11 protein-coding genes are annotated in these 10854 nt (G+C 38.1%); 9 read left to right on the plus strand and 2 right to left on the minus strand.

Features of this window, described 5'->3' with window-relative positions:
• The first annotated feature begins 661 nt into the window (after positions 1–661).
• The 7 genes from AC4J95_RS20500 (at position 662) to AC4J95_RS20530 (ending at position 7261) form a co-directional block, all read left to right on the plus strand.
• On the plus strand, positions 662–1396 hold the full coding sequence (locus AC4J95_RS20500) for a winged helix-turn-helix domain-containing protein (protein WP_494551450.1): 735 nt from the start codon (positions 662–664) through the stop codon (positions 1394–1396).
• A 143-nt stretch (positions 1397–1539) separates the two neighbouring features.
• Positions 1540–2088, plus strand: coding sequence for a DUF1269 domain-containing protein (locus AC4J95_RS20505; protein ID WP_494551451.1), 549 nt, complete (start codon positions 1540–1542; stop codon positions 2086–2088).
• Positions 2089–2176: 88 nt separating this feature from the next.
• On the plus strand, positions 2177–3100 hold the full coding sequence (gene rnz, locus AC4J95_RS20510) for a ribonuclease Z (RefSeq protein ID WP_494551452.1): 924 nt from the start codon (positions 2177–2179) through the stop codon (positions 3098–3100).
• 39 nt (positions 3101–3139) lie between these two features.
• Entirely contained in the window at positions 3140–3928 is a 789-nt protein-coding gene (locus AC4J95_RS20515; protein ID WP_494551453.1) for an SDR family NAD(P)-dependent oxidoreductase, read from the plus strand.
• Between the two features lie 8 nt (positions 3929–3936).
• Positions 3937–4365, plus strand: a complete 429-nt coding sequence (locus AC4J95_RS20520; protein ID WP_316404069.1) for a LapA family protein — start codon at positions 3937–3939, stop codon at positions 4363–4365.
• Positions 4366–4454: 89 nt separating this feature from the next.
• The gene (gene recJ, locus AC4J95_RS20525; protein WP_494551454.1) at positions 4455–6734 is read left to right on the plus strand and encodes a single-stranded-DNA-specific exonuclease RecJ; all 2280 of its coding nucleotides are present in this window, start codon (positions 4455–4457) and stop codon (positions 6732–6734) included.
• A 14-nt stretch (positions 6735–6748) separates the two neighbouring features.
• Positions 6749–7261 carry an adenine phosphoribosyltransferase gene (locus AC4J95_RS20530; protein WP_494551455.1) on the plus strand — a complete coding sequence of 171 codons (513 nt, stop codon included), beginning with the start codon at positions 6749–6751 and terminating at the stop codon, positions 7259–7261.
• 92 nt (positions 7262–7353) lie between these two features.
• Here the strand turns inward: AC4J95_RS20530 and AC4J95_RS20535 are convergent, their stop codons facing one another.
• Both AC4J95_RS20535 and lexA read right to left on the minus strand, forming a co-directional pair.
• Positions 7354–7620, minus strand: coding sequence for a hypothetical protein (locus AC4J95_RS20535; protein WP_316404064.1), 267 nt, complete (start codon positions 7618–7620; stop codon positions 7354–7356).
• A 102-nt stretch (positions 7621–7722) separates the two neighbouring features.
• Entirely contained in the window at positions 7723–8346 is a 624-nt protein-coding gene (gene lexA / locus AC4J95_RS20540) for a transcriptional repressor LexA (RefSeq protein ID WP_316404063.1), read from the minus strand.
• 132 nt (positions 8347–8478) lie between these two features.
• On the opposite strand from lexA, the gene AC4J95_RS20545 reads away from it, so the two are divergent.
• Both AC4J95_RS20545 and tkt read left to right on the plus strand, forming a co-directional pair.
• On the plus strand, positions 8479–8721 hold the full coding sequence (locus tag AC4J95_RS20545; protein ID WP_494551456.1) for a DUF896 family protein: 243 nt from the start codon (positions 8479–8481) through the stop codon (positions 8719–8721).
• 92 nt (positions 8722–8813) lie between these two features.
• Complete coding sequence (gene tkt, locus AC4J95_RS20550; RefSeq protein WP_494551457.1) at positions 8814–10808, plus strand: transketolase; 1995 nt, start codon at positions 8814–8816, stop codon at positions 10806–10808.
• The last annotated feature ends 46 nt before the right edge of the window (positions 10809–10854 follow it).

Here is a 10854-nt window from a genome sequence, read left to right on the forward strand (position 1 = left end):
TGTGTATTGAAAGTGAAATGAAAGTGTTTTTAATCATCACTAAGAATAGCGATTAGCAGTAAAGATAGGAAAAGGTATCTTCAATTATTAATTTATTTTTAAGAGAAATTTTTGATTGAAGAATTTTGAATAGTTAAAAAAACAGAAAGCGAAATAATTAAGAAAAGAGTAGTGTTATTTTTAGAGTTTTTTGTCGCTATTTTTTTATGAATCATAAGTTTTAATAATATTGAATATTCTTTTCCAAGAAGAAAATAGGGCGAAAGGCCTATTGTGAAAAAGATAAAGGGAAATTCAAAGGTTAATTCTAGCCAACTCAATATTCATATCACCCTATTTTGACGAAAAGAATGAATTTTGTTAATAAAAATCGTTTAAAATCACAAGAGTTATATGTTCTAAATTTTTATGAATCATTTCGAAAAGTGTTGTTTAAAAATGATAATTGAATTATTTTATCTAAGAAAAGTTTTTTTAACCCAAAATTTTTATCAATAATTCTAATTGTGATTAGTGAAATATAAGCTTTTTGGTAGCGTAAGAAGGAATGCCAGTGTAAACTAACATTGTAACAAGTAATAATTATATTGTTAATTAATAAAAACTTCCGAGTCAATTGATTGGAAACTTATTTTTAATAATGAAAAAGGGGAATAATGTGATGCAAGTATTAATTTTAACGCACAATATTTTAGTTGAGAGACCATTAGTGGAAAAAATGCAACGCTTAAACATCGAAGTTTTAAGCTCCGCAAAACTACTAACCATGCTTCAAGCAAAACAAGTACCATTAGAAGTGATGAGCTTTTTTGACATTCTAATTGTCAGCGAAACGATTTCTGATCAAGAATTGACAATTATTTTGGAAGAAGTTGGTGAAAAATTCACGATAATCAGAGAAACTGATCGTTTGCCTCAACAAGAGGAAAAAGCTGATTGGGAGGCGCAAGGTATTGATGAGTGGTTGCTTGAAGAAGAGACGCTTAGCGGGTTAAGAGAGAAACTTGCTGAGAAAACACTGAAGGAGTCCGTATACTCAATCGGTTTTGGTGTGAGACCACAACAAGAAGAAGACGAATATGAAAAACGTCCAATTCCTTTATGGAACCTAACTCGTTCAGAACGTGAGATGTTGAGTACATTGATCTCAACGAAGGAAGCTCCAATCAGTCGAAATGATTTGGCTGTCAAAATTTGGGGAGATAGTGACTCGGCTAGCCACATGACTCGGCTATCAACAATTATCAAGCATCTTCGCAACAAGCTTAAGATTGACGGAGTTGAATATGACGTTATCCGTACCAATTGGGGTGAAGGTTATCAATTGTCTAAAGTCTTCTTCGATCATTACATCGTTGATGATCGGATTATGGAAGAAATCAAAACAGGTAATTAAATCCTATTCTGACTATAGAAGCATTTAATTTATAAATGTTTCTATAGTCTTTTTTTCTTATTTATAGAATACTAGCTCATTCTATTTTTCAAAAAAACTTTTTCTTGCTAAACTAAAGTAAAAGAATAAAGGAGTGTAAATTAATGGAAAAACGTGTAATAATCATGAACTTTGACGTTGAATCAAAAGCATATGAGGCCTTCTCAAAAGCCAAACGATTGCATATGAACAAATCTTTTAAGGGAGAGCAAATGGCTGTCGTCCATCATTCTAATGATGGAGAACATAAATTTGAGATAGAAGACTTTTTAGATTTTACTGGCAGCAATAAGAGTTCTACCGGTGGTTTAATTGGTATGATGGTTGGTATTCTTGGCGGACCAATAGGCATTTTATTAGGCTGGTTCACAGGAGGAATGATCGGAGCAACTCAGGATGCAAAAGAAGTTCGCGAAGCCACTGGTGTTTTCGAATTTTTAATTGATAAAATTGGTGAAGGTGATACGGCTTTGTTGTTAATCGCTGAAGAAGACGATAATCGTCCGTTGAATCAGTTAATCATGATGGAACTAGGTGGAGAAATCACACGCCTCGAGTATGATGATGTGGAAGCTGAAGTGAAAAAAACTCAGGAAATGGCAAAAGTCTCAAAGGACAAATCTGAGGATGATACAAATTCAGAAGAAAATTGAAAGAGAAATAAAATATCTTTTATTTGGATTGCACTATGCGAGGCTTTCTTCTAGAATAAGATTAATTTGATAGAAAGTCAGGAGAATTATGGAATTAGAATTTTTAGGGACAGGTGCAGGTGTGCCTGCAAAGCATCGAAATGTCAGCGGATTAGCCCTGAAGCTATTAGACGAACGCAATGCCATCTGGTTATTTGATTGCGGTGAAGGAACTCAAATGCAGATTTTGAGAACGAACATCAAACCGCGTAAAATTGAAAAGATATTTATTTCCCATTTACATGGAGATCATATCTTCGGTTTGCCAGGCTTATTAAGCAGTCGTTCTTTTCAAGGTGGAGAGGAACCAATCGAACTTTATGGTCCGAGTGGTTTAGAAAATTATGTGCGAACTTCTTTGCAAGTAACAAAGACGCATTTATCCTATCCGCTTCATTTCATCGAATTAAGCGAAGGTGTCATTTTTGAAGATAAACAATTCATGGTTGAGTGTATGTTATTAGAGCACGGTGTTGAAAGCTACGGTTTTCGTGTGAAAGAAGCAGATCATGAGGGCATGCTACAAGTCGACAAATTATCCAAGCTAGGAATTCCTGCTGGCCCAATCTATGGGAAACTAAAAAAAGGACAAAAAGTTACATTATCAGATGGACGAATAGTAGACGGAAGAGATTTTGTTGGTGAGAGTAAAAAAGGCCGAATCGTTACAATCTTTGGCGATACCCGTTATACAAGTAAATCAGCTAGTTTTGCTAAAAATAGCAATGTGATCGTACACGAGAGTACCTTTAATAAAAATGAGGCAAAACTTGCTAAGGCTTATTTTCATTCTACAACTCATCAGGCAGCGACTATTGCTAAAGAAGCCCGCGCTAAGAAATTGATGTTAACGCATATTTCTGCGAGATATTTAGCAAAAGAAGCGAAGGAATTGGAAGAAGAAGCTCGTGAGGTTTTTCCAAACACTCAGATTGCTAAAGATTTCGATATTGTTGATATTCCATTCTCATAAGAAGCAGATAAAAAACATAGTTAGAAAGTAGGGAACTGCATGGATTTAACGGATAAAGTCGTCGTTGTGACAGGAGGTTCCGCGGGTCTAGGCGAGCAAATTTGTTATGAAGCTGCTAGACGCGGAGCTATTGTCGTCACTTGTGCACGTAGGATCAATCTAATTGGACAAGTGAAGGAGCATTGTAGTGAGTTGAGCGGAAAAGATGCTTTTGCATTTCAACTAGACATCGCCGATCCCGACAGTGTCGAAGCTGTAATCGAAAAAATCTCAGATGAAGTAGGCAATGTTGATGTTTTAGTGAATAATGCGGGGTTCGGTTTATTTGAAAACTTCATTGACTTTGATTTAACTGCGGCGCAGAAAATGTTTGAGGTTAATGTTTTAGGTATGATGTATTTTACACAAAAGATTGCTATCTCGATGGTTAACAATAAAAGTGGACATATCTTCAACGTAGCATCGATGGCTGGAAAAATGGCGACACCAAAATCAACTGTCTATTCAGCAACAAAGTTCGCCGTACTGGGTTTTTCAAATGCTTTACGTTTAGAATTACGACCAGCAAATATCTATGTAACAACGATCAATCCGGGACCGATCGCTACGGAATTCTTCGACAAAGCTGATCCAAGTGGCAGCTACCTCGAAAACCTAGGTGGCATCGTATTGGATCCCCAAAAATTAGCTAAAACGATCGTGAATAAAATGGGTAAATCGACTCGCGAAATTAACCGTCCATTCATCATGGAGGGTGCCAGTCTATTTTACGGTTTATTCCCTCGTATCGGAGACTTTTTAGCAGGTGGGCTATTCAATAGGAAGTAGGAATGTGAATGAAAAAGCAGTGGAAGGTATTTTTAGGTTTTATTTTAGTCTTAATAATTGTGATCTTTGCACTTTCTAATAGTCAAGAAATTCCAGTAAATTTTCTGATCAATAAAATTTATTTATCGCTAGTTCTAGTAATCATCGGTTCGGCTTTAATAGGAGCATTAATTGTCTTACTGACTTCAGGTGCAACTATGTTTCAACAGCGTAAAGAAATCAAACAATTGAAAGAGCAGATTCAAAGTTACGAAACCAGCAATGAGCAAAAGCTGGCTGAAGAAAAAGCTGCCTTTCAACGCGAACAAGAAAATGAAGTTGCAGTACTAAAAGCAAATTATGAAAGTCTATTAAAAGAAAAAGATCAAGCATTGGCAGCGTTGGAAAATTCGCAGCCGGAAAAGAAAAATCAACATCCCGTTGATTATTATGATTAGTAAAGGAGATCTTAGTTGAAAACTAAGGTCTTCTTCTCTTTCTTGTCTGATTCTTTTTTGCTATACTAATACGGTTGGGAAGTGATACAGTGAAAAAATCAAACTTCGATTGGCAGTTCAGAGACACAAGTCCAATTGACTCGGCTTTCAGAGAAGAAATGTTGAATCAAGGCTATAGTGAAACCTTTGCTGAACTTTTATGGAATCGAAATATACATACACTTGAAGACTTTTCTAAGTTGATGAGGGCGAGTATTGATGAGTTGCATGATCCATTCTTGATGTACGATATGGACAAAGCAGTAGAACGTATTCAAAATGCTATCATGGAAAGTCAGCCGATTTTGATATACGGGGACTATGATGCGGATGGGATTACCAGTACTTCTATTATGCTTGAAACTTTAGAAATGATCGGTGCCGATGTTCATTACGTACTACCGAATCGTTTCATTCATGGTTATGGTCCAAATAAGGAACTATTCGCAGAGAAGATTAATGCCGGAATACAATTGATCATTACTGTGGACAACGGGGTTGCTGGTAATGAAGCAATCGACTATGCCAATTCACGAGGTGTTGATGTGATTGTTACAGACCATCACGAGATGCCTCCAGTATTGCCGGATGCTTATTGCATTGTTCATCCGCGTCATCCTAATGGTCAATATCCTTTTGGTGAGCTAGCTGGTGCGGGCGTCGCCTTCAAATTAGCGACCGCATTATTGGAAGAAGTGCCGCTCGAAATGCTGGATCTTGTTACGATAGGGACTGTCGCAGATTTAGTTTCAATGACCGGAGAAAATCGGAATCTAGTGAAATTAGGATTGCAAGCGATTAAGCAAACACAACGTATAGGGCTGTTGGAGCTACTAAAGGTTAGCGGAGTAGAACTGCAGAAAGTTGATGAAATAAGTATCGGTTTTAGCTTAGGACCACGACTAAATGCGATTGGACGATTGGGAGATCCAAATCCAGCAGTTGAATTAATGACTACCTTTGATGAAGAGCTTGCACACGAACTGGCTGAAAAGTTGGATCAAATTAATAATGAACGGAAGCAGATCGTTCAGAAGACAACAGAAGAAGCGGCTGTGCTAGTGAATTCCGAAGATGCAGTCCATTTAATTGCGGCAGAAGGATGGAATCCTGGTGTTTTGGGGATCGTTGCAGGGAATATTTTAAAGCAAACTGGACGGCCAACAATTATTCTATCGATCGATGAAAACGGTGTGGCAAAAGGATCTGGTCGAAGTATTGAGGCGCTAGATTTATTTAAGATGTTGAATACAATGCGAACCGAATTCACTCATTTTGGTGGACATGCCGCAGCAGTCGGATTGACAATGCCAGCAGAGAATATTCCTGCCCTCCAGAAAATGATGAACGATTATATTTCTATCGAACAAATTGATCTGACTAAGGGCTCCACACTATTGATCGATGAATCTTTACCGTTATCAGCAATTAATTTGAAATTTGTCGAAGAACTGAAAAAGTTGGCACCGTTTGGGACGGATAATCCAGCTCCGTATTTCTTAGTGGATGGTAATGTTAGTTTCTTTAAAAAAATCGGCAGTGATCAGCAGCATGTTAAGTTTTCCTTGAAGAATGGAGATAATCAGCTGGACGCGATTGGTTTTGGGTTCGGAGCTGACGGGGAAGAGATTCAGCAACCAGAAACAAGGTTCGTTGGTGATCTTGAGATTAATGAATGGAATGGGCAAAAAAAGGTTCAATTACGATTGATTGATTTTTCTTCCAATGGTTTGCAGGTAATTGATCGCCGGGCGAAATATACATGGAAGCAAAAAATTGATAGTGATCAAGTACTCTACCTTGCATTTCACGCCAAAACTCAAAAACTCTTTTCAAAAGATTTAGAAATACCTGTTACTTTGTATGATCAGTCGATCTCTTTAATGCAATTCGATCATTTAGTAGTTCTCGACTGCCCTGATCAAAAAGAACTGCTTAAGGAGATTGTTAAGAATGGCAATTTTGAGCGTGTTTATTTGTACCTTTATAGTCCAGATGAGGCTTATCTGAATGGCTTACCCAGTCGAAAACAATTTACTGAGCTCTATCAATTTTTCCGAAAACAACCGAGAGTGGACATTCGCTTTAAATTAAAAGTTGTTTCGAATTACTTAAGAATTCCAGAAAAATTGCTTGTATTCATGATTCACGTGTTTTCTGAGTTAAAATTTGTTACAATAGACGACGGCGTTTTGCAAATGGTTGAGTCTCCACAGACGCGGGCTTTCGAAGAGAGCGATATATACCAAAAACGCATGGCACGAATTGATAGTGAAGAATTTTTATTGATGAATGATATTCAAACGATTAGAAATTGGCTGAAAAGCTAGGAGGAAATACCGAAATGAATTTGAAAGATTATATTGCTAGTATCCCAGATTATCCTAAAGAAGGGATCATTTTCCGCGATATTTCACCACTTATGGCGGACGGAGAAGCATATCGTGAAGCAACCAAACAAATCGTCAACTACGCAAATGAAAAACAAATCGACATGGTAGTTGGACCAGAGGCGCGAGGATTTATTGTGGGCTGTCCGGTGGCATTTGAATTAGGCTTAGGTTTCGCACCGGTGCGTAAGCCAGGTAAATTACCTCGCGAAGTTATTGAAGTAGAATATGAAAAAGAATATGGCACAGACACTTTGACGATCCATAGTGATGCGATTAAACCAGGACAACGTGTATTGATCACTGATGATCTGTTAGCTACCGGCGGAACAATAAAGGCGACGATTGAATTAGTTGAGAAACTCGGCGGAATCGTAGTTGGGTGTGCTTTCTTGATCGAACTTGAAGAATTACATGGTCGTGACAAAATTCAAGGGTACGATATTTTAACTTTAATGAACTATTAAGAATAGATTGCTGGAGAAATAATCTCCAGCTTTTTTACTATTCAAAATTAAAAAAAGCTGCTAGATTTTATCCAGCAGCTTGAAAATTGAAATTAAGCCGATTTGTGATAATGATGATCATAAGTCACATAATAAAAATCTTCGGCAGGTTCTTTATAGTAAAACTCTTCATCTATATTATCATCATCGTATTGACGTTCAGCGTAATGCTGAGCATACTTGCGTTCATCCCACAACATAAACCAGACAAGAAACAAACCAGAGAAAATGACGATCGTAGCTAAGGAACCTAACTTACCAATCAATAAACCTAGTAACAATACAGCGATAATCAAACCAAATCTTCTTACTGCTTTCATCAATAATCACTCCTAATAATAATACGAACGTGTGTTTGTATAATCATTATACGAATGTTTGTTCGTTTTGTAAAGAAAAAAATAATCGGAAGTAAATTCCGATTAATAGATATGATTACGGTACAAGCCGACAACTTTTCCAAGAATAGATACATTGTCGAAAATTAATGGTGCTAACTCATCATTTTCTGGTTGCAAGCGAATGTAATCAGCTTCGCGGTAAAACCTCTTACAAGTCGCTTCATTATCGTCAGTCATAGCGATTACGATTTCACCATTGGTCGCTGTCGATTGCTTTCTAACAATGACATGGTCACCATCGTAGATCCCCGCATTAATCATACTATCTCCACGAATCGTCAACATGAATAGGCTGCCTTCCTCACTTGAAAGATCTGGAGGAACTGGGAAGAAATCTGATGCTTCTTCTACTGCTAAAATTGGCTCCCCGGCGGTAACAACCCCTAACATAGGTATAACTTGCGGGGTAGCTCCAATTTTTTCTAAACCAACCATAGTTAATTCGATTGCTCTTGGTTTTGTTGGGTCTCGCTGGATCCAACCTTTCTTTTCTAATCTGGATAAATGGCCATGGACTGTAGAAGTAGATGAAAGATTTACAGCTTCTCCGATTTCTCTCACAGTTGGTGGATAACCTTTATTTTCAACGCGTTCATGAATGAAACGTAAAACTTCTAACTGTTTTGTTTCCGTTCTTTTTGCCAATGCCCGCACCTTCTTTCGTTTTTTTTAGTGTAGCATAGTTATTCAAACAAATCAAACAAGCGTTCGTATTTCTTGGTACTTTCAACTTATTTTTTTTTATGTATAATTATAAGGGGAAAAGAGGTGCTAAGGATGATCAATGATGAAACAATTGCAAGAATTAACGAATTAGCAAAGAAAAAGAAAACCGTGGGTTTAACAGATGCAGAAGCACATGAACAAAAGGTTTTGCGTGAAGAGTACATTGCTTCATTTCGTAGCGGAATGCGCCATCACATAGAAGGAATGAAGGTCGTTGACCCAGTGGGCAACGATGTGACTCCTGAAAAGCTTAAAAAGATTCAAAAGAAAAAAGGATTACACAACAGAAAGTAAATCTTTTGTTGGTAAGTGATTGAAAAGTCATAATAAATCGGTTACAATAAATCTGTAATTAAAGTATTTATGACCAAAAAGGAGGAACTAACTTGTTCGACAAAATCGATCAACTAGGTGTAAACACAATTAGAACGTTAAGTATTGAGGCAATTCAAAAAGCAAACTCAGGTCATCCAGGTTTACCAATGGGGGCAGCACCAATGGCTTATGCTTTATGGACGAAGCATTTGAATGTCAATCCAGCAACTTCATTAAATTGGCCAAACCGCGATCGTTTCATTTTATCTGCGGGTCATGGTTCAGCAATGCTCTACAGCTTGTTGCATCTTGCAGGCTATCAGGTCACCATTGACGACTTGAAGAATTTCCGTCAATGGGAAAGCAAAACACCCGGTCACCCTGAGTTCCATCATACAGATGGGGTTGAAGCAACTTCAGGTCCTTTAGGTCAAGGTATTTCGACTTCTGTTGGGATGGCGATGGCTGAAGCACATTTGGCTGCCACTTATAACCGCGACAGCTTTAAGGTTATGGATCATTACACCTATGCACTATGTGGTGATGGCGACTTAATGGAAGGTGTTTCTGGTGAGGCTAGCTCAATGGCTGGTCATATGAAGCTTGGTAAATTAATCGTATTATACGATTCAAATGATATTTCGCTAGATGGACCAACATCAAAAGCATTCACTGAAAACGTTGGGGCTCGCTATGAAGCGTATGGCTGGCAACATATTTTAGTTAAAGATGGCAACGACCTAGAAGCAATTTCTAAAGCGATTGATGAAGCGAAGGCTGAAACAGAAAAACCAACTTTGATCGAAATTAAAACAGTGATCGGTTTTGGATCGCCTAAAGAAGGTACCTCAGCAGTTCACGGAGCACCGATCGGACAAGATGGTATTGATGCTGCAAAAACTGTTTATGGTTGGGAATACCCTGATTTTACCGTTCCAGAAGAAGTAGCAAAACGTTTCAAAGAAGAAATCAATGACAAAGGCGCTAAAACAGAAGCGGACTGGGATGCGATGTTTGCAAACTATGAAAAAGCTCATCCTGAATTAGCGGAACAATTCAAGATGGCATTTGCTGGCGAACTTCCAGAAAACTGGGAAGAAGCTTTGCCAGTTTATGAAGAAGGCACTGCTCAAGCAAGTCGAGTATCAAGTAAAGATGCGATTCAAGCAATCGCAAAAGCTATCCCTAACGTATGGGGCGGCTCTGCTGACTTGTCAGGTTCAAATAATACAACAATTGCTGATGAAAAAGAATTCCAGCCTGATTCTTATGAAGGTCGTAATATCTGGTTTGGTGTTCGTGAATTTGCGATGGCAAGTGCAATGAATGGTATCCATCTACATGGTGGTACACGTGTATATGGCGGAACATTCTTTGTATTTACTGATTACCTACGTCCAGCGGTTCGAATGTCAGCAATCCAAAACTTACCGGTCATTTATGTATTGACACATGATTCTGTGGCTGTCGGTGAAGATGGACCAACACATGAACCAATCGAACAGTTAGCAAGTGTTCGTTGCATGCCAAATGTGCAAGTCATTCGTCCAGCTGATGGTAATGAAACTTCAGCAGCATGGATTCAAGCCTTAGAAACGAAAAACAAACCAACAATCTTAGTCTTAAGTCGTCAAAACTTACCAGTTTTACCAAACAGTAAGAATACGGCTAAGGAAGGCGTCGCTAGAGGTGGTTATGTGATCGCTAAAGCTGATTCTGATACACCAGATGGTATTCTAATTGCTACAGGTTCTGAAGTAAACTTAGCAGTTCAGGCGCAAAAAGACTTGAAGGCGCAAGGTAAAGATGTTTCAGTCGTATCATTGCCAAGCTTTGATTTGTTCGAAGCACAAGATGAAGCGTACAAAGAATCCGTCTTACCGAAAGCAATCACAAAACGCGTAGCAATCGAAGCCGCTTCTCCGTTTGGCTGGGAACGTTATATCGGTTCAGAAGGAAAAATGATCGGCATTGATCACTTTGGCGCGTCTGCACCTGGCGACTATGTTTTAGAACAGTTTGGCTTTACTGTTGAAAACGTAGTAAATACTTTCAACGAATTATAATTCATCTATATCTAACTGAGAAGGGTATCCTTCTCAGTTTTTTTAA

This window comes from Enterococcus sp. GPZ-007 (assembly GCF_059374735.1).

Bases quoted from the DNA above. Each gene is read 5' to 3' on its own strand.
- AC4J95_RS20500 (WP_494551450.1), top strand. From the start codon at position 662: ATGCAAGTATTAATTTTAACGCACAATATTTTAGTTGAGAGACCATTA.
- AC4J95_RS20505 (WP_494551451.1), top strand. From the start codon at position 1,540: ATGGAAAAACGTGTAATAATCATGAACTTTGACGTTGAATCAAAAGCA.
- rnz (WP_494551452.1), top strand. From the start codon at position 2,177: ATGGAATTAGAATTTTTAGGGACAGGTGCAGGTGTGCCTGCAAAGCAT.
- AC4J95_RS20515 (WP_494551453.1), top strand. From the start codon at position 3,140: ATGGATTTAACGGATAAAGTCGTCGTTGTGACAGGAGGTTCCGCGGGT.
- AC4J95_RS20520 (WP_316404069.1), top strand. From the start codon at position 3,937: ATGAAAAAGCAGTGGAAGGTATTTTTAGGTTTTATTTTAGTCTTAATA.
- AC4J95_RS20530 (WP_494551455.1), top strand. From the start codon at position 6,749: ATGAATTTGAAAGATTATATTGCTAGTATCCCAGATTATCCTAAAGAA.
- AC4J95_RS20535 (WP_316404064.1), bottom strand. From the start codon at position 7,620: ATGAAAGCAGTAAGAAGATTTGGTTTGATTATCGCTGTATTGTTACTA.
- AC4J95_RS20545 (WP_494551456.1), top strand. From the start codon at position 8,479: ATGATCAATGATGAAACAATTGCAAGAATTAACGAATTAGCAAAGAAA.